This is a genomic window from Aliidongia sp. (assembly GCF_035943795.1).
In the GTDB taxonomy this organism is placed as follows: domain Bacteria; phylum Pseudomonadota; class Alphaproteobacteria; order ATCC43930; family CGMCC-115725; genus Aliidongia.
In genome coordinates this window covers 1-17,921 of the sequence record NZ_DASZBY010000003.1, presented here as the reverse complement: position 1 = coordinate 17,921, position 17,921 = coordinate 1, and the positions used below count along the sequence as shown (strand labels likewise).

At 67.3% G+C, this 17,921-nt stretch carries 16 protein-coding genes; 13 read left to right on the top strand and 3 right to left on the bottom strand.

Going from position 1 to position 17,921, the window contains the following annotated elements; genetic code table 11:
* Positions 1-17 precede the first annotated feature (17 nt).
* The 6 genes from VGV37_RS00400 (at position 18) to VGV37_RS00375 (ending at position 8,880) form a co-directional block, all read left to right on the top strand.
* The gene (locus tag VGV37_RS00400; RefSeq protein WP_326877605.1) at positions 18-962 is read left to right on the top strand and encodes an ABC transporter ATP-binding protein; all 945 of its coding nucleotides are present in this window, start codon (positions 18-20) and stop codon (positions 960-962) included.
* A 26-nt stretch (positions 963-988) separates the two neighbouring features.
* Positions 989-1,723, top strand: coding sequence for an ABC transporter permease subunit (locus tag VGV37_RS00395; protein WP_326877604.1), 735 nt, complete (start codon positions 989-991; stop codon positions 1,721-1,723).
* A 10-nt stretch (positions 1,724-1,733) separates the two neighbouring features.
* Positions 1,734-3,695: a GldG family protein gene (locus VGV37_RS00390; protein WP_326877603.1), complete on the top strand. Its 1,962-nt coding sequence runs from the start codon at positions 1,734-1,736 to the stop codon at positions 3,693-3,695.
* A gap of 13 nt (positions 3,696-3,708) precedes the next feature.
* Positions 3,709-4,764 carry a DUF4340 domain-containing protein gene (locus tag VGV37_RS00385; RefSeq protein WP_326877602.1) on the top strand — a complete coding sequence of 352 codons (1,056 nt, stop codon included), beginning with the start codon at positions 3,709-3,711 and terminating at the stop codon, positions 4,762-4,764.
* Positions 4,765-4,921: 157 nt separating this feature from the next.
* Complete coding sequence (gene mprF, locus VGV37_RS00380; protein ID WP_326877601.1) at positions 4,922-7,501, top strand: bifunctional lysylphosphatidylglycerol flippase/synthetase MprF; 2,580 nt, start codon at positions 4,922-4,924, stop codon at positions 7,499-7,501.
* An 8-nt stretch (positions 7,502-7,509) separates the two neighbouring features.
* A complete protein-coding gene (locus VGV37_RS00375; protein WP_326877600.1) occupies positions 7,510-8,880 on the top strand; it encodes a virulence factor family protein in 1,371 nt (456 codons plus the stop codon).
* A gap of 11 nt (positions 8,881-8,891) precedes the next feature.
* Here VGV37_RS00375 and VGV37_RS00370 read toward each other — a convergent pair whose 3' ends face one another.
* Positions 8,892-9,308 carry a GFA family protein gene (locus tag VGV37_RS00370; RefSeq protein ID WP_326877599.1) on the bottom strand — a complete coding sequence of 139 codons (417 nt, stop codon included), beginning with the start codon at positions 9,306-9,308 and terminating at the stop codon, positions 8,892-8,894.
* Positions 9,309-9,446: 138 nt separating this feature from the next.
* Here VGV37_RS00370 and VGV37_RS00365 point away from each other — a divergent pair, with 138 nt between their 5' ends.
* On the top strand, positions 9,447-9,656 hold the full coding sequence (locus tag VGV37_RS00365; protein ID WP_326877598.1) for a DUF1289 domain-containing protein: 210 nt from the start codon (positions 9,447-9,449) through the stop codon (positions 9,654-9,656).
* Here the strand turns inward: VGV37_RS00365 and VGV37_RS00360 are convergent.
* Positions 9,639-9,878, bottom strand: a complete 240-nt coding sequence (locus VGV37_RS00360) for a hypothetical protein (protein ID WP_326877597.1) — start codon at positions 9,876-9,878, stop codon at positions 9,639-9,641. The genes VGV37_RS00365 and VGV37_RS00360 overlap by 18 nt on opposite strands.
* Before the next feature lie 66 nt (positions 9,879-9,944).
* On the opposite strand from VGV37_RS00360, the gene VGV37_RS00355 reads away from it, so the two are divergent.
* Complete coding sequence (locus tag VGV37_RS00355; protein ID WP_326877596.1) at positions 9,945-10,232, top strand: hypothetical protein; 288 nt, start codon at positions 9,945-9,947, stop codon at positions 10,230-10,232.
* 9 nt (positions 10,233-10,241) lie between these two features.
* Here VGV37_RS00355 and VGV37_RS00350 read toward each other — a convergent pair whose 3' ends face one another.
* Positions 10,242-11,450, bottom strand: coding sequence for a sensor histidine kinase (locus tag VGV37_RS00350; RefSeq protein WP_326877595.1), 1,209 nt, complete (start codon positions 11,448-11,450; stop codon positions 10,242-10,244).
* A gap of 309 nt (positions 11,451-11,759) precedes the next feature.
* On the opposite strand from VGV37_RS00350, the gene VGV37_RS00345 reads away from it, so the two are divergent.
* The 5 genes from VGV37_RS00345 to VGV37_RS00325 all read left to right on the top strand — a co-directional run bounded on the left by VGV37_RS00345 (position 11,760) and on the right by VGV37_RS00325 (position 17,782).
* The gene (locus VGV37_RS00345; protein ID WP_326877594.1) at positions 11,760-12,026 is read left to right on the top strand and encodes a hypothetical protein; all 267 of its coding nucleotides are present in this window, start codon (positions 11,760-11,762) and stop codon (positions 12,024-12,026) included.
* A 208-nt stretch (positions 12,027-12,234) separates the two neighbouring features.
* On the top strand, positions 12,235-14,103 hold the full coding sequence (locus VGV37_RS00340; protein ID WP_326877593.1) for an aspartyl protease family protein: 1,869 nt from the start codon (positions 12,235-12,237) through the stop codon (positions 14,101-14,103).
* Between the two features lie 96 nt (positions 14,104-14,199).
* On the top strand, positions 14,200-15,138 hold the full coding sequence (locus VGV37_RS00335) for an NUDIX hydrolase (RefSeq protein ID WP_326877592.1): 939 nt from the start codon (positions 14,200-14,202) through the stop codon (positions 15,136-15,138).
* A 126-nt stretch (positions 15,139-15,264) separates the two neighbouring features.
* The gene (gene nadA, locus VGV37_RS00330; RefSeq protein WP_326877591.1) at positions 15,265-16,248 is read left to right on the top strand and encodes a quinolinate synthase NadA; all 984 of its coding nucleotides are present in this window, start codon (positions 15,265-15,267) and stop codon (positions 16,246-16,248) included.
* 7 nt (positions 16,249-16,255) lie between these two features.
* Entirely contained in the window at positions 16,256-17,782 is a 1,527-nt protein-coding gene (locus VGV37_RS00325) for an L-aspartate oxidase (protein ID WP_326877590.1), read from the top strand.
* Positions 17,783-17,921 lie beyond the last annotated feature (139 nt).

Below are 17,921 nucleotides of genomic sequence, written 5' to 3'. Positions count from 1 at the left end.
CAGGGGGTGCCGAGCCGGTGACTCATCTCATTGAAATTCATGGCCTCGTCAAACGATTCGGGCCGGTCGAGGCGGTCAAGGGCATCAGCTTCACGGTCGATCGGGGCGAAGTGCTGGGCTTTCTCGGGCCGAACGGCGCCGGCAAGTCGACGACCATGAAGATGGCGGCAGGTTTCCTGGCGCCGAGCGCCGGCCGCGCGGTCATCTGCGGCCATGACGTGGCCAGGGAGCCGCTGCAGGCCAAGCGCAAGCTGGGTTACCTGCCGGAAGGAGCCCCCGCCTATCCGGACATGACGCCGGCCGGCTTTCTCGGCTTCATCGCCCAGGTGCGCGGCTACCGTGGTGCCGAGGCGAAGCGCCGCGTCGGCGAGGCGGCGGAGCGGGTCGAATTGGGCCGGGTGATGTACCAGCCGATCGAGACCCTGTCCAAGGGCTTCAAGCGGCGCGTCGGCCTGGCCCAGGCGCTGCTGCACGATCCGGAGGTACTGATCCTGGACGAGCCGACCGACGGGCTCGATCCCAACCAGAAACACCAGGTGCGCGCGCTGATCCACGGCATGGCCCGGGACAAGGCGATCATCATCTCGACCCATATCCTGGAAGAGGTCGATGCCGTCTGCACCCGCGCCATGGTGATCGCCCATGGATCGGTCCTGGCCGACGGCACGCCCGCCGAACTCGAGGCGCGCTCACGCTATCACCATGCGGTGTTCGTGCGCGGGGTGGAACCCTTGGGCGACGGCATCGCGGGCGAGCTGGCTGCCCTGCCGGGCGTCGCCGGGGTCGAACCGGGCGGCCGCGCGGAGGCCGCGGGGCTCTACGTGTTGGCGCGCCCGGGAGCCGACCTGCTGCCCGTCGTGCGCGAACTCATGGCCGGCCATGGCATCGTCATCGCCGAACTGCGGCTGGAGCGCGGCCGGCTCGACGGCGTGTTCCGCGACATCACCGCCGCCAAGAACTAGAAAAAGCTTCCGGGAGAATCCTGCCCATGGGCACCGTCGGTGTCGTATTCCGTCGTGAGCTGGCCAGCTATTTCGCTACGCCGCTCGCCTACGTCTTCATCGTGATCTTCCTGGTCATGGCCGGGGCGCTGACCTTCTACGTCGGCGGCTTCTTCGAACGCGGCCAGGCGGATCTCCAGGTATTCTTCAACTTCCACCCCTGGCTCTACCTGTTCCTGATCCCGGCCCTGTCGATGCGGCTGTGGGCGGAGGAGCGCAAGACGGGCACGATCGAGCTGTTCCTGACACTGCCGATCACGACGGGCGAGGCGGTGGTTGGCAAGTTCCTGGCGGCCTGGGCCTTCACCGGAATCGCGCTGGCATTGACCTTCCCGTTCTGGCTGACGGTCAACTACCTGGGCCGGCCCGACAATGGCGTGATCCTGGCCAGCTACATCGGCAGCTTCCTGATGGCCGGCGCGTTCCTGGCAATCGGCTCGGCGATCTCGGCCATCACCAAGAACCAGGTCATCGCCTTCGTGGTGAGCGCGGTCGTGTGCTTCCTGTTCACGGCATCGGGCTCGCCGCTCGTGCTGGGTCCGGTCACGGCCTGGGTTCCCGGCGGCGTGGTCGAGACCGTCGCCTCCATGAGTTTCCTGTCGCATTTCGCGGCGATCACGCGCGGCGTGGTCGACCTGCGCGACGTCATCTTCTTCGGCTCGGTGATCGGCCTGTTCCTGTTTGCGAACACGATCCTCGTCGAGCTGAAGAAGGCGGATTGAGGTGCATTCCATGAGCCGTTCCGCTACCGGAATGACTTTGGCGGGGCTCGGCCTCGCCGCGGTCCTGCTGATCTCGGTCAATGCGCTGTCGGGCAAGCTGCTCGGCGGCGACCGCTTCGACCTGACTGACCAGAGCCTCTATACCCTGTCGGACGGCACCAAGGCGGTGCTGGCCAAGATCGACGAGCCGGTCACGCTGAAGCTGTTCTATTCCAAGGAGTTGGGCGACCAGGTTCCCAGCTTCGGTGTATTCGCCCAGCGGGTGCGGGAACTGCTGCAGGAATATGCCGCCGATGCGCACGGCAAGATCAACCTGCAAATCCTTGATCCGCAGCCCTATTCCGAGGTCGAGGACCAGGCGACCGCCGCCGGTCTGCAGGGCGTGCCCCTGGACGAGGGCGGGGAGCAGGTCTATTTCGGCCTGGCCGGCTCCAACTCGACCGACGACAAGCAGAACATCGCGTTCTTCCAACCGGATCGCGAGCGTTTCCTCGAATACGACCTGACGAAGCTGATCCAACAGCTGGCGTTTCCGAAGAAAAAGGTCATCGGCCTGGTCTCCAGCCTGTCGCTCGACGGCGACCCGATGGCGCGCATGCAGGGGCAGCCGACGCAGAGTCAGGTCGTGCTCGATCAGCTGCGCCAGGGCTTCGACGTGCGCGACGTCTCAACGAGCTTCGACAAGGTGCCGGACGACATCGATCTTTTGATGGTGGTCCAGCCGCAGAAGCTGCCGGCCAAGACCGAATATGCCATCGACCAGTTCGTGATGAAGGGCGGCCATGCCCTGGTGTTCGCCGATCCCAGCTCGGAATTCGCTCAGGCCCACCCCTCGATGCTCAGCCCGCCGGGCAGCGGTCCGTCGACCGCCAGCTTCGACCGGCTGCTGAAGGCCTGGGGCGTGGAGCTGGTGCCGGGCAAGGTGGTCGGCGACCGGCTGGCCGCGCGCAAGGTCAATGCCGGCACCGGGACCCGCGTGCAGGCAGCCGAATATCTGGCGTGGCTCAACCTCAAGGGCGACCAGATCAACCATGACGATCCGGTGACCGGCCAGTTGGGCCAGCTCAATTTCGCGACCGCGGGTGCACTGCGGCCGATAAAGGAGGCCAAGACCAAGTTCGAGTGGCTGGTCCGCTCGTCCGCCCAGGCCGAGCTGATCGATACCGCCAAGGTTCAGGGCCTGCCCGACGTGCTGGGCCTGCTCGCCGGCTTCAAGGCGACGGGGGAGCGCTACACGCTCGCCGCCCGCATCACCGGCCCGGCCGACACCGCCTTCCCCGACGGCAAGCCGGTCGACGAAAAGCCCGAAGAGGCCAAGCCGGATCCCTCCAAAGCGGCAGATGCGCCGAAGCCGGATGCGCCGAAATTCGCGGCCGACCCGAACCAGGTCAAGACGGCCCAGGAGCCGATCAACGTCATCGTCGTCGCCGACAGCGACCTGCTCGACGACCGCTTCTGGGTCCAGGTGCAGGATTTCTTCGGCCAGCGCGCGGCGACCCCCACGGCCAACAATGGCGATCTGGTGCAGAACGCGGTCGACAGCCTGGCCGGGACCGGCGACCTGATCGGCCTGCGCTCGCGTGGCAGCGCCGTGCGGCCGTTCACCGTGGTCGATCAACTGCAGCGCCAGGCCGAGGACAGCTACCGTGCCAAGGAAAAGGAGCTGCAGGACAAGCTGCGCGAAACCCAGACCAAGCTCAGCGAACTGCGCACCACCAAGGGGCCCGACGGTAAAGAGGTGCCTCTGACCGCCGAGCAGCAGCAGTCGATCAACGACCTGTCCTCGACCATCATCCAGACGCGCCAGCAATTGCGGCAGGTCCAGCTGGCGCTGCGCCAGGACATCGACCGGCTGAAGGGCCTGCTGGTCGGGCTCGACGTGGCGCTGGTGCCGATCGCGATCGCGCTCCTGGCCCTGGTCATCGGCATGGTGCGGGCGCAGCGGCGCAAGCGCCGCGCGCATGCGGTCTGAGGGAGCGAACGAGATGCGCCGCAACACTCTCATCACCTTCGCTGCCGCCACCGTACTTGTGACCGCGGCAGCGGTCTTCGTGCCGACCCCGGGTGGCACCCGGATGGCCAATGTCGCGACCGGGTCGGTTTTCCCGAGCCTCAAGGATTGGATCGCCGGCGCCGCCAAGCTGACGGTGACCGGTGCCAGCGGCACCGTGACGCTGGAGCGTAAAGGCCCGGCGGCCAAGGCCGGGGAACTGCCGCTCGACGGCTGGATGCTGGCCGACAAGGGCGGCTATCCGGTCGATGGCAGCATCCTGCGCCCGATCCTGGCCGCTCTGGTCGACCTCAAGACGGTCGAACCCAAGACGGAACGGCCGAAACTCTACGATCGGCTCGATCTCGGCAACCCGGGCGACAAGGGCTCGGAGTCGAAGGCGGTTGCGCTCGGCGATGCCAACGGCGCCGATATCGTGAAGCTGATCGTCGGCCGCCGGCGCTATGGTCTGGCCGGCAGCGACGACGGCCTCTATGTCCGCAAGCCGGACGATCCGCATACCTGGCTGGCCGCGCCGGCGTTCGACCTGCCCGGCGATACGCTGAGCTGGGTTGATCGCAAGCTGGTGGATCTCGATGCCGACAAGATCAGGCTGATCAGCCTGACGCCGGCGGCCGCTGGGACGAAACCTCTGGTGCTCACGCGCGACAAGGCCGAAGCCAAGCTGGCGATCCTGGACCTGCCTAAGGATTTCAAGCCGAAGTCGGACAATCCGGGCGGCGATCTCGCGGCGGCATTTCGGTATCTCGATCTGACCGACATCGAGCCGGCGGCGAAACTCACCGCGTTGCCGGTCGCGACCGCGCATGTCGAAACGTTCGATGGGCTGGCGCTCGACCTGACACTGGTCGATCAGGATGGCGCCACCTGGGTCAAATTCGCGGCGAAGGGTACCGGCGACGGTGCAAAAGCCGCCGAGGAGATCGCTCAGAGGACGAACGGCTGGGCCTATAAGATCCCGGATGCCCGGGTGAAGACGCTCGAGACAAAGCTCGCCGACCTGCAGGCGCCGGCGGCGAAGGGTTCGTGATCTGACGTTGGGGGCGTGAGGGACGCGCCGCTGCCCATCGTCCCGCGACGGAACCGCCTGGAGAATGGCACCGTTGATAGTCCTCCTGGGGTCGTGAGTGGCGGGAAGGCCTCCCGATGCGCTACACCTCTCGCGAGATTCCAGCGGAGGTGATCGGGTGGAGGAGGTAGAGGTCCCGGCGGACGGACCCCAGGGTGCCGTGGGACTCTTGCGGCGCCTCATTGCGCCGGTCACGGCGCTGGTCGCCTGCGGCATCGTGCTGGCGTTGCTGCATGGCCTGTCTCATGGCATCGACTATCACGCGATGATCCGGGCCATGCGCCGCACACCGAACCGGCTGCTGCTCTGGTCGGCCGGCGCCACCGCGATCAGCTACGCCGCGCTCGTTGCGCGCGACGTCTGCGCCCTGCGCTATGTCGGCGCGAAGATTCCGGCCTCGGCCCTGCTGCTGGGGTCGTTCTGCGGGTCTGCACTGGGCAATGCGGTCGGGTTCGGGGCGCTGACCGGCGGGGCGGTGCGCTATCGCGCCTATGGTGCCGTGGGCGTGCAGCCCGACCAGATCACGCGCATCATGCTGTTCATCACCGCGGGCTTCGGCATCGGGCTCGCCGCCTATGCCGGCGCCAGCGTGGTCTTCGCCGGCAAGATCGTCGGTCACCTGTTGCATCTTTCCGTCGAGGCTCTGCATGCCGGCGGCATCGCGGTCCTCGTGGCGACGGCGCTGGTCATCGTGTTCTGCGGCGCCCGTCGCACGCCGATCCGCTTCGGCCAATGGATCATCGAGATCCCCGGCGCCGGGCTCACGCTCGCGCAGATCCTGCTGACCGCCATCGACCTGGCGGGCGCCGCGGCGGCGCTCTGGCTGCTGCTGCCGGCCGACGGGCGGGTCGATTTCGCTACCTTCTCGGCGATCTATGCCGCAGCGACGGCGCTGGGCGTGCTCAGCCACGTGCCGGGCGGCATCGGCGTGTTCGAGGCTGTCGTGGTCTTCTCGCTCGGCAGCCGCGTTTCGCCCAGCCTCGCCGCCGCGGCGCTGCTGGCCTATCGCGCGGTCTATTTCCTGTTGCCGCTGATGCTGGCCGGCGTGCTGCTGGCGGCCTATGAACTCACACGCTTGGCCGGGCGCACGACCGGCACTACGGAACGGGTGCTGCGCGGCGCCGGGCTGCTGGCACCGATCTACCTCAGCGTCATGACCTTCTTCGTCGGCGTCATGCTGATCGTGTCGGGCGCCACGCCGGCGTTCGGTAAACGGCTGGCGGCGCTGCACGACCTGTTTCCGCTCTGGGCGGTCGAGATGTCGAACTTCTTCGGTAGCCTCGCCGGCGTGCTGCTTCTGTTCGTGGCGCGCGGCCTCTATCACCGATTGGACGGGGCCTGGTGGCTGGCCCTGCTGCTGGCCTTCGTCAATCTGGGCCTGTCGATCGGCAAGGGGCTGGCCTGGGACGAACTGGCGTTCATCAGTTTTTTCATCCTGATGCTGCTGTCGACCCGCCGGCAATTCAGCCGGCCCGCCTCGTTCCTGCGACAGCCGTTCACGGTCGAATGGTTCGTCGGCGTCGCAGTCGTACTCGCCGGCTCGTCCTGGATCCTGTTCTTCGCCTTCCGCGACGTCGCCTATACCCGCGACCTCTGGTGGCATTTCGAGTTCGACGAGCAGGCCCCGCGGGCGTTGCGCGCCTTGTTCGGCATGGCGGTGCTGGCGCTGGTGCTGGGCACCGGCCAGCTGCTGCGCACGGCCCCCGGCCGGGTGGCGCCGCCCAGCCCGGCCGAGCTTGGGCAGGTCGAGAAGATCATCGGCGAGCAGGGGCGCAGCGAGGCCATGCTCGCCATGATGGGCGACAAGAGCTTCCTGTTCTCCGCTTCCGGCCAGAGCTTCCTGATGTATGCCAAGCGCGGGCGTAGCTGGGTCGCCCTCTACGATCCGGTCGGTCCGCGCGCCGAATGGCCGGAGCTGATCTGGCGCTTCGTGGAACTGGCTGACGAGCATGGCGGCCGCGCCGCCTTCTACCAGGTGCGTGCCGACAGCCTGCCGCTCTATCTCGATGCCGGCCTGAAGATCCTGAAGCTGGGTGAGGAGGCGATCGTGCCGCTCGCCGACTTCACGCTGCAGGGCGGCCGCTGGTCGGGGCTGCGCTATGCGCTGAAGCGCGGCGAGCGCGAAGGTCTGACCCTCGAGATGCTGACGCCCGAGGCGGCCCAGCGGCGCATCGCCACCCTGACCCGGATCTCCGACGCCTGGCTCGCCGCCCGCCGCGCCAAGGAAAAGAGCTTTTCCGTCGCCGCGTTCGAGCCGAGCTTCATCGCCGCCCATTCGGTGGCGCTCTTGAGCCAGTCGGGCGATCCGGTCGCGTTCGTCAGCCTGATGACGACCGATCGGCGGACTGAGGCGACGGTCGGCATCATGCGCCATACCGCCGACGCCTCGCCCTATGCCATGGAATTCCTGTTCACCTGCCTCGCCCAGCGCCTGCGCGAGGACGGCTTCGAACGCCTGAGCCTGGGCATGGCGCCGCTGTCGGGCATCGGCCGCACGCCGCTCGCGTCGCGCTGGCACAGCATCGCCGGGCTGGTCTGGGAACATGGCGGGCGCGTCTATAATTTCCAGGGGCTGCGGACCTTCAAGAACAAGTTCCATCCGCTGTGGGAACCGCGCTACCTGGCGGCCTCGGGCGCCATCGGGCCGTTCGTGGCGCTGGCCGACGTGGTCGTGCTGGCCGGCAGCAGCAAGGCATGAGGGGCCGGATGACGAGCAAGCGGCTGTTGGCCTGGTCCATGGTGGCGGGGGGAATCATCGCGGCTGCGCCGGCCTCGGCCGCCCCGCCCGCGCTCATCGACGGCGGGCGCCTGGGCACGGTGCGCCTGAGCGAGCCGGAGGGCGAGATGCGCGGCCTCGTCGTGCTGTTTTCCCGGCATGGCGCGCCGGCGGCGGATGACGACGGTGCCGCGGCCAAACTATCCGCGGGCGGCGCGCTGGTCATCGAGGTCGATACCGACGGCTATCTCGTGACGCTCGACGGGGTGCCCGACAAATGCCTGAACCTCGGCGGCGATATCGAAGGGCTGAGCCGGCAGCTCCAGCATGATCGCGCCTATGCGACCTATCGTTCGCCGATCCTCGCCGGCATCGGGCTGGGCGGGGCGCTCGCCGAGGCGGCGCTGGCCCAGGTGCCGTCCGCGACCTTCGCCGGCGCCGTGTCGATCGACCCCGCGATCGCGATCCCGACCCGTCGACCGCTGTGCCCGGAGGCCGCGGCGAACCTGATCATCGGCGGCTACACTTACGGACCTGACAAGGATCTGCAGGGTTTCTGGTCGGTCGGCCTGACCTCGACGGTGCCGAAGCCGATACGGACGCATTTGGCATTGCTCGCCAGCGAGGGGACGCCCGTCGCCGTCGAGGATCTCGCCGCCGGCATGTCGCCTGGCGACGGGCTCGCCGCGCTCGTCCAAGCCCATCTGGACAAGCCCGACGCCGACCCCACCGGGCTCGCATCGCTGCCGCTGGTCGAGTTGCCGGTCGATCATCCCTCGACCACCATGGCGATCGTGCTGTCGGGCGACGGTGGCTGGCGCGATCTCGACAAGACGATCGCGGAGAACCTGCAGCGCCAGGGCGTGCCGACCGTCGGCTGGGACTCGCTCCGCTATTTCTGGAGCAAGAAGACGCCGGAGGAGACGACCCACGCGCTGGCGGCGGTGATGAAGGCCTACATGGCGAAGTGGCATGCCAGCAAGGTCGCGCTGATCGGCTATTCATTCGGCGCCGACGTGTTGCCGTTCACCTATAATCGGCTTACCAACGAGCAGCGCGGCCACGTCGTGCTGATGGCGCTGCTGGGCTTCGCCAACAACGCCGATTTCGAGATCACCATGGGCGGCTGGCTGGGCGCCGCGCCCAGCGACGACGCCCTGCCGATCCTGCCCGAGGTCTCGAAGGTGCCGCCCGCGCTGATCCAGTGCTTCTATGGCGCCGAGGAAGACGACACGGTCTGTCCGGCGCTGGCCGACAAAGGGGTCGAGCAGGTCAAGACGACCGGCGGCCACCATTTCGACGGCGATTACGCGGCGCTGGCGAAGCGGATCCTGGACGGGGTGCGCAAGCGCGGGGGATGAATGGTGTCGTCTCAGGTCGAATGCTTTGCCACGCTGCTTTGCGGGAAATGTTCGACGGCACTCGCGATCCGAACCCAACCATGTTTCGACCGCTCGAAAACCGATTTGACGGGCGCCGGGTGGTTGGGGTCGGCCAGGGCGCCGACAGCAACGCCGATCAGCGATGGCAGATTATCGGCCTTCCAATAGATCGTCGATCCGCAGGTTGGGCAAAAATAGGTGTGGACCTTGCCGCCGCTTGCTGAATCGCGGGTGAATTCTTTCGCGATCCCGGCAATGGCGACGGCGTCGACCGGATAAAAGGCGCCTACGCCGAATGGCGCACCGGTTCTCCGTTGGCAGTCGAGACAATGACAGGCGACAACCAGCCTCGATGGTCCTGAAAGCGTCAGTGTGAGAGCGCCGCAAGTGCATCGGGCATCAATCATTGGAAAACCCTCCGTTTCGTGAAGCGGGATCGCGTTCGGATTTCAAGCCGGGACACTGCCGGACGAGCCCATTGCTGGACGGCGCGGCCCGGCTCGACTAAGGTCCGGCGGTTTGACGCATTTTGGATGGGGCCGGATGTGATTTGCGACGCGACCGCGACTTCGCCCTGCGTTGGCGTGTGCGAGCTGGATCAGGCGAGCGGCTTCTGCCGGGGCTGTCTTCGGACGCTGCAGGAGATTGCACGCTGGGGCGGGCTCAGCCTGGGCGAGCGGCGGATGGTGAAGTCGAGCCTGGCCGAGCGGCGCTGCGCCGTGGCGGCGGCCCCGGCGTTAGTCTCCGGCGCCTAGGTAGCCGGCGCGGCCCGGCTGCGGCTCGGCATAGCAATCGGTCTGGCCAAGGCTGGAATAGCAATATTTGGCCTGCTTGTAGGGCTGGCTGGTGACCGGCTTGGGCTGGCAATCCTTCGGCAGCTTGCCGGCGGCCGGCGCGAACTGGTCGCAGGTGTCGACGGCAGGCGCGCAGCCGGCGACCACGGCACCGAGCAGGACAAGCAGGGAAATGCAAAGCATGGGACGCATCCGTTCATGAAGCCTGTAAATGCGTTAACACTTTCTTGCCGCCTCGGGGCAATCGCCGTGCTGGCCGGTCTGGCCGCCTGCTCGACCGGTGCCCGGAACTGGACCAAGTCCGGTGGAGACGACAACCAGCGCAACGCGGACTATGCCGAATGCAGGTCCGAGATGCGGGCCGTCACCAAGCAGAGCGCCGATATCGACCAGGATATCACGGCCAGCCGCGGTGGCGACTGGCGTAAAATGGGCGACTATGGGTCGCAGAGGTCTCAATTGACCGGCGGCGACGCGGACTATGCCGCCCAGATCATGCAAAGCTGCATGACCGACAAGGGCTATCGACCGCTCTGACGCGGACGTTCAGACCGCGGTGCGGAACGCGTCGATCGCTTGGATGCGGCTGGACGGCAGCAGAACGGTCACGGTGGTGCCGGCGTTCGGCCGGCTGGCGACGTCGAGCGTGCCGCCGTGCAGTTCGACGAAGCTGCGAGCGAGCGGCAAGCCCAGGCCCGTGCCGGCATGGCGTCGCGACAGCGAGCTGTCGAGCTGGATGAACGGCTCGAAGATCCGGGCGAGGTCGCTTTCGGCGATCCCGATGCCGGTGTCGGCCACCGTCAGCCGAAGTTGCCCGTCGGCCTGAAGTGCCATCGAAACGTTGATCCGTCCGCCTGCGGGCGTGAATTTGACCGCGTTCGAGACCAGATTCAGCGCTACCTGCTTCAGCTTGGTTTCATCGGCCCACAACTCGATGTCCTGGTCGGGGATCCGCATGTCGAGGGCGAGGCCCGCGTCCCGCGCGCGCTCGCGGAAGAACCGGTCGACCCCGATCAGCAGGGTGGCGACGGACACGCGATCCTCGCGCAATTCCGCCTTGCCGGCGGCGGCCTTGCTCAGGTCCAGGATGTCGTTGATGACCTCCAACAGGAACCGGCCGCTTGCGCCGATGTCCCCGGCATAATCCTTGTAGCGTTTCCAGGCGGCCTCGCCGGTCCCGAACATTTCGCTCTGGATGATGTCGGCAAAGCCGATCACCGCATTCAGCGGCGTGCGCAGTTCGTGGCTCATGTGGGCGAGGAACTGCGACTTGGCCGCATCCGCCCGCACCGCCTCGGCCCGGGCGGCTTCGAGTTCGAGCCCGCGCTGGCGGCTCTCCGCGACCTGCAGCCGCAGGATGTCCAAGACCGAACCAATGCCGACGAAACGACCATCGTCGGCGATGATGAAGCCGCTCATCAGCGCCGATGGCTTGTCGCGACCGATGCGTTCCGACAATTCACTGATGCTGGTTTCGGGGCCGACGATCAGCGGGGCGCGGTCCATCAGCAGGGCGATCGGCCGGCGCTCGTAGACGTCGCGCACCACGGGGCGGGCAAAGGTCGAGAGCAGGCTGTGACGGTCGATCGACCCGACGATCCGCCCGTCCTCGATGATCGCGAGGCCCGGCAGTTCGAGGTCGTCCGCCAGCACGCGATAAGCCTCGCCGCAGCTTGCCGAGGGCGGCAGGAAGCGGGCGTGCAGCGTCAGGAGATTGGCCCGCCAGGGGGCATTGGCAGACAGCGAGACGGCCATGACGATGCAGGGTCCCCAATGTTCTTGAAAGAACGTAGGAGGACCATACCCGAAGAAGGTTGATTTTTTGCGAAGCCCTTTACAATTCCGCCGTGTGGACGGCGTTGGCATGGGCATGGCCGGCATGCATCGAAATAAGCTTGATTTTTCCAGGCGTTCGCGGCGCTGCAATAGAGAGGAGACCCATCCGGCGCCCGCATGCCAGTGCGGCGATATTGCAGTTTTATTAATTGTCGGCCATCGCCATGTTTCGGTTCATTCAAAGCGATTGCGGTGCAAACGCTTCTTCGATTTTTCCGAGGTGCCCTCATGCGCAACACCTATTTCGACCGGTCGAAGGCCGACCGGCGGCACGGGATGCGCCGCGCTACCGTGGCTGCGTGGACCGTCGTGGTCGCCCTGTTTGCGATCGTGTTCGTCGTTCCGACGCTCACCGGCGCGCCGACCGGCAATTCGCCCTCGTCCGACCGGGCGATCTCGCGACTGGTCGCCCGCGCCGTGCCGCCGGATCGCGATATCTGCCAGTGCACTGAGTTCGACCATCTGGAAATGACGGCGGCGCCGTCGCTCTGCTGAGTGCCGAAGGCGTCTCAGGGCTGAATGGCGATTTCGCCATGCGAGTGGCGAGATCGGCGATCGAGCGGTGGGGAATTTCACCACACTCTGCGGATCGTTTAATAAATCTCATCAATTCCAACCTCTTAAGCGAGATTCTGCCTTCGGCACGCGGCGTGCTTCAAGCGTCGCAAGTGCGGAACGCCGTTTCCGCCGAGAAGGGGGTAAGATGAGGCTATTGAATAAGATGGCGCCGGCGCTGGCCGGATTCGCTCTGGCGGCGGCTACGGCCTCGATGGCGGCCGACGACCCTGCGATCCGGGCCGATCATCTGCTGGCCGAAGCCAAGGCGGCGACCGGCGGCGCCGGCTGGGACAGGCTGAAGAGCCTGACCGAGCGTGGCAGTCTCGCCGCGAATGGTCTGGAAGGCACGTATGAGAACCTGATCGATCTTCGCCACGTGCTGAGCATTCAGAAATTCGTGCTGGGGCCGGCGACCGGATCCCAGGGATGGGACGGCAAGGCCGCCTGGAGTACCGATCCGTCGGGCCAGGTCCGCATAGAGGAGGGCGGCGAGGCACTCGCCTCCGCCATCGAGCAGTCCTATCGATCGGCTTACGCCTTCTTCTGGCCGGCGCGCTGGCCGGCCACCCGCCTCTATGTCGGCGAGCGGCACACCGACGGCGTCACCTACGATGCGGTGAAGGTCACCCCGAAGGGGTCCGAGCCGTTCGAGCTCTGGTTCGAGCGGACCAGCCATCGGATCGCGCGGGAGGTGGAAATCACCGGCGCGCAACCTCACACGCAGATCCTGTCGGACTATCGCGAGGTCGGCGGGGTTCGATTGCCCTTCCAAAACCGCGACACCATGGGCGAGGCCAAGTTCGATACGATATCGACTGCGGCCGTTCTGCAGGCGGGCGGCACCCTTGCCGCCAAGCGTTTCGCGCCACCACCGCCGCCCAAGGAGACGGACCCGTTCCCGGTCGGGCGGGACCAGCTCACGATCCCGTTCAAGCTGGCCAACAACCACATCTATGTCCAAGCGGCGATCAACGGACAGGCGCCGCAACAGTTCATGTTCGACACCGGGGCGTCGGCCCTGCTCGACACCGCGCACGCGATGTCGCTGGGCGTCAAGGCCGAAGGCGCGTTGCCGGGCGGCGGCTTCGGCCAGGCCACGTCGGCCATGGGGCTTGCCAAGGTCCGGTCGGTCGATCTCGGCGGATTCAAGCTGAGCGACCAGGTTTTCCTGACGACGGATTTTTCGATGGCCGCGAAGGTCGAGGGCCTCGATGCCGCCGGTCTGCTGGGCTATGAGATCCCGAAGCGGACGGTCATGACGATCGACTATGCCAAGGGCGAGATGACGCTGACCCGGCCCTCTGCCTTCAAGCCGCCGGCGGGTGCCGTTGCCGTTCCGTTCAAGTTCGACGAGCATATCCCGATGATCGAGGCGTCGATCGACGGCGTTTCCGGTGAATTCGAGATCGATACCGGGGCCCGCTCGGCGCTGACCGTGATGGGGCCGTTCGCCGAGGCCAACCATCTGACCGAACGCTATCATGCGACGCGCCTGGCGACGGCCGGCTATGGCCTGGGCGGTCCCGCCCGGGAATTGCTGGCGCGGGCCGACGAGTTCAAGATCGGCTCGATCATCCTGAAGCAGCCGGTAACCCTGATCGCCGGCGGCACGCGCGGCGTCGGTGCCGCGGCCCGGACCGCCGGCAACATTGGCGGCGATCTGCTGCGGCGCTTCACGCTGACGCTCGACTATGGTCATCAGGTGCTCTACCTGCAGCCGAATGCCGCCTTCGACACGGCCGACCTGTTCGACCGTTCCGGGCTGTGGCTGATGCGCGAGCCGGATGGCAATGTGTCGATCGCCGACGTGACGGCCGGAAGCGGCGGCGAGACGGCGGGCTTCAAGGCCGGCGACCGCATCGTCGCGGTCGATGGCACACCATCGTCCGACATCCCGCTCAGCGACCTGCGCGAAAAGTTCAAGGGCGCTCCGGGAACGACGCTGACGCTCCGGGTCATGCAGGACGGGGGTGCTTCCCATGACGTGCCACTGACCTTGGGCGATCTGATCTAGCTCCGGCACGGGGGCGGTGGCTCGGGCCGCCCCTGCGTGCTTGGTCCGGAGGTTCGGGTCGGATAGAATACCGTTGGTATTCAAATGAAGGGCGCGATGCCTCCGATCGATCCGGCTTCTGAGCCCTTGCGGCTCGAACTGAGCGCCGTCGTGGTTGCGGTCACGGCGGACGAGCCGCGCGTACTCGTGGTCGGTGCCGGAGGCGCGTTGCCGTCGGGACCGTTCGAGCCGGATCATCGCACGCTCGAGCTGGGCCTGCGCGCCTGGGTCGAGGCGCAGACCCGTCAGCCGCTGGGCTATGTCGAACAGCTTTATACCTTCGCCGACCGCGACCGGACGCCAGGGCATATCGAGCGGGTCATCTCGCTCAGCTATCTCGGCCTGGCCCGCGAGGTCGGCGGCTCGCGACCGGGCGCCGGCTGGCAGAACTGGTATCGCTATCTGCCGTGGGAGGATTGGCGCGGCGGGCCGAACCGGCTGGTCGTCGAACTCATCCTGCCCCGCCTCGCCGCCTGGGCAGAGGAAGCGGCGGATCCTGCCGTCCGCCGCCAGCGCAGCCAGCGTGCCGCCGTCACCTTCGGCGCTACCGAGCGCAGCTGGAACGAGGATCTGGTGCTGCAGCGGTTCGAGTTGCTGTACGAGGCGGGCCTCGTGCCGGAAGCCGCCCGGACCCGTCCGGTCCCGACCGACCGGCTGGTCCCGGGCGAGGCGATGGAGCACGACCATCGGCGCATCCTGGCGACAGGCATCGCCCGCCTGCGTGCCAAGATCAAATACCGACCGGTCGTGTTCGAGCTGCTGCCCGCGGCCTTTACCCTGCTGCACCTGCAGCGCTCGGTCGAGGCGTTGGCCGGCCGCCGCCTGCACAAGCAGAATTTCCGCCGGTTCATCGAGGGCGAAGGGTTGGTCGAAGAGACCGGCGAGATCGAGGCCGGCACCGGCGGCCGCCCCGCCAAGCTGGTGCGTTTTCGCCGCGAGATCCTGGCGGAGCGTGCCGTGTCCGGCACCAAGCTGCCGCTGTCGCGTACCGTCTGACCCGACCGCCTTGGCGGCGGAGACGGTTGACAAACCATTTATACTCATGAGTAGCATAAGTCGGCCGGATCGTTCCGGCTCTTTTTCTCCCCAGAAATGCTCCAAACGAGTATAAAGGAGTCCGCGATGCCGACTTTGCCTGCTCCCACCGACAGCACTTCACTTCAAGACCGGTTGGCCCGGTTCATTCCGCCGCTGGAGTGGCCGTTCTTCGCCGAGGATATCGCCGCGATCGAACGGCTGAAGCGCGAGCGCAACGCCATCGTGCTCGCGCACAACTACCAGACGCCGGAGATCTTCCACGGCGTCGCCGACATCGTCGGCGATTCGCTGGCGCTCGCGCGCGAGGCGGTCCGTGTCAGGGCCGACGTGATCGTGCTGGCCGGCGTGCATTTCATGGCCGAGACGGCGAAGCTGCTCAATCCCGGCCGCACTGTGCTCATTCCCGATCCGGCGGCGGGGTGCTCGCTGGCCGCCTCGATCACCGGCGCCGACGTGCGGCTGCTGCGCGAGCGCTATCCGGGCGTGCCGGTCGTGGCCTATGTGAATACCTCGGCCGAGGTGAAGGCGGAGTCCGACATCTGCTGCACCTCGGGCAATGCGGTGAAGGTGGTCGAAAGCCTGGGGGTGCCGCGCGTCATCATGCTGCCCGACCGATACCTGGCCCAGAACGTCGCGGCGGAAACCAAGGTCGAGATCATCGCCTGGGCGGGGCAGTGCGAGGTGCATGAGCGCTTCACCGCCGCCGACATCGCGACCTTGCGCCAGAGCCATCCGGGCGTGGTCGTGCTGGCCCATCCGGAATGCCCGCGCGAGGTGGTCGAGGCTGCCGATTTCGCCGGGTCGACCGCGGCGATGGTCGGCTATGTCGGGAGCCATCGGCCGGCGCGGGTGGCGCTCGTCACCGAATGCTCGATGGCCGACAATGTGTCGGTCGACTATCCCGACATCGAGTTCGTGCGGCCGTGCAACCTGTGCCCGCACATGAGGCGCATCACCCTGCCCAAGATCCGTCATGCGCTGGAAACCATGAGCCATGCGGTGACGATCCCGGCCGAACTGGCCGACCGGGCGCGCCGCTCGGTCGAACGCATGATCGCGATCGGGTGAAGTTGCCATGACCATCGATCCACAGGGGCTCGCCGGCCGTCCGGTCATCGTGGGCGCCGGTCTCGCCGGCCTCATGGCTGCGCTCAGCTTGGCGCCACGTCCGGTCGTGGTCGTGACCAAGGCGCCACTCGGCACGGGGGCGGCGAGCGGCTGGGCGTTGGGCGGTCTCGCCGCGGCCATCCTGCCGGGCGACACGCCGGCACTGCATGCTGCGGATACGATCGCGGCCGGTGCCGGCCTGTGCGATCCGGCGATGGTCGGGCAGATCGTCGAGGCCGCTCCTGCAGCCGTCGAAGAACTGCTCCGCTGCGGCGTGCCGTTCGACCGGGATGGCGAAGGTCGCCTGCTGGCGAGCCTGGAGGCGGCGCACGGTCGGCCACGCGTGCTGCATATCGGCGGCGACACGTCCGGACGCGAGATCATGAAAGCCGTCATCGCCGCGGTACGGGCGACGCCGTCCATCACCGTGCTCGAAGCGACCGAGGCGTATCGGCTGGTCGCCGGCTCCCGCGTCGAAGGGATGGCACTCGCCCAGGACGGCCGAGCTTTCGTGCTACCAACCGGCCGCGTCCTGCTCGCGACCGGCGGCCTCGGCGGGCTCTGGCGCCATACCACCAACCCGCTGGGTGCGATCGGGCAGGGCCTGGCCCTGGCGGCCGGGGCCGGCGTGCCGCTGGTCGATCTCGAATTCATGCAGTTCCATCCGACCGCGATCGACATCGGTGCCGATCCCATGCCGCTCGCCAGCGAGGCGTTGCGCGGCGACGGCGCGATCCTGATCGACGAAACCGGGCGACGCTTCATGGCCGCCGTGCCGCGCGCCGAACTGGCGCCGCGCGACGTGGTCGCCCGGGCGATCTGGGCTGAACTCGAGGCGGGCCATCGCGTCTTCCTCGACGGGCGGGACGCGATTGGCTCTCGCTTTCTCAGCAGGTTTCCGGCGGTAACGGCAGTCTGTCGCGCGGCGGGCATCGATCCCGCGACCATGGCGATCCCGGTGCGGCCAGCTGCCCATTATCACATGGGCGGCATCATGACCGACGGGCGTGGGCGCACGGCGCTCGACGGCCTTTGGGCCGCTGGCGAATGCGCGTCGACCGGTCTGCATGGCGCCAACCGGCTCGCCTCCAATTCGTTGCTGGAAGCCGTCGTGATGGCGCAGGCCGCAGCGTGCGACATGGCCGATCGGGAGCATTCCAGACCGGTATCGTCGGCCGCGGTGCCGGCGGTGCTGCCGGCCGATCCCGATGGCTTGGCCGAAATCCGCCGGCTGCTGGGCGCCCATGTGGGCGTTCTGCGCGACGAGACCGGCCTGGCCCGGGCGATCCGGGGCCTGGCACCGATCGCCCGCCGTCGGACCGCCGCCGCCGCGCCGGCGCTGGTGGCGCTGATGATGGCGACCGCCGCGCTCGACCGAACGGAGAGCCGCGGCGGCCACTATCGGACCGACCATCCCGCCCCGAACGGGGCGTTCGCCCGCCGCCGGCCGCTGACCGCCGCGGAAACCGCTCGCGTATCGGGGTTCGCCGCGTGACTAGAGCGCGTTCGTTCTTAGCTGAATCGGGATTCCCCCCGGCTCGAAAATCTGATTCAACATGACTGCTGGAGACGGAGGCCAGCAGTCATGGCTTGTCCCTATTCGAGTGATCTTCGCGAGCGCGTCGTAGCGTCGG